Source organism: Mesorhizobium sp. M7A.F.Ca.CA.004.06.1.1 (genome assembly GCF_003999135.1).
In the GTDB taxonomy this organism is placed as follows: domain Bacteria; phylum Pseudomonadota; class Alphaproteobacteria; order Rhizobiales; family Rhizobiaceae; genus Mesorhizobium.
Genome location: NZ_RZPQ01001331.1, coordinates 1 through 703, shown reverse-complemented (window position 1 = coordinate 703; position 703 = coordinate 1). Strand labels below are relative to the sequence as shown.

The following is a 703-nucleotide window of genomic DNA, read 5'->3' as shown; positions in this document are numbered from 1 at the left end:
CCTCCGTTGCCGTGCGGCCGGCCGCCTTCGCCGCCGCCTCGCCGGTCAGCGCGGTCGACTCGCGGCCTTTCTTGCCGGTGAAGGCGTTGGCGTTGCCGGAATTGACGACCAGCACCCGGGCCTTGCCTGCGCCGAGATTCTGCCGGCAGAAATCGACCGGCGCCGAAGGGCATTTCGATTTCGTGAACACGCCGGCGACCGCGGTGCCTTCATCGAAGACCATGGTCAAAAGATCGGTGCGGCTCTTGTACTTTATCCCTGCCTCGGCGGTGGCGATGCGCACCCCTTCGATTTCCGGCATTTTGGGGTATTTCTTCGGCGCGAGCGGCGAAATCGTCGTGGACATGGAGGCCTCGGGCGGGAAAAATCGCAGGGGAAGGCCGGTTTGCCCGATAGACCGCGCGGGCGCAAGGGCGTTTTCGTCGCTCTTGCCCGGGAGTTCGAACCCGCTCGTGGTTAGGCCTGCATTGCAAATCCGATGGCGTCGCCGGGGCCGATGGCGTTATGATCTGCCCCATGGGCAGGCTTGCGATCCTTGCATGGGCATTTCTGGGACTTTTGCTGCTGAGCGCGGATGCGCAGCCGCAACGGCGCGTGGCGCTTGTCATCGGCAACGGCACTTACGCCGAAGCCGGCACGCTGGCCAACCCGGTCAACGACGCCCTCGACATCGCCGACAAGCTGCGCTCGATCGGCTTCGAGG

At 65.0% G+C, this 703-nt stretch carries 2 protein-coding genes; one reads left to right on the top strand and one right to left on the bottom strand.

All coding sequences use genetic code 11. The annotated features are described in order from the left end of the window. On the bottom strand, nt 1-346 hold a 346-nt coding region (locus EN906_RS36135), incomplete at its 3' end, for a bifunctional ornithine acetyltransferase/N-acetylglutamate synthase (RefSeq protein ID WP_206529291.1). Between the two features lie 170 nt (nt 347-516). On the opposite strand from EN906_RS36135, the gene EN906_RS36130 reads away from it, so the two are divergent. Further along, nucleotides 517-703 (top strand): caspase family protein (locus EN906_RS36130; RefSeq protein ID WP_348629313.1); only part of this gene is annotated, 187 nt, incomplete at its 3' end.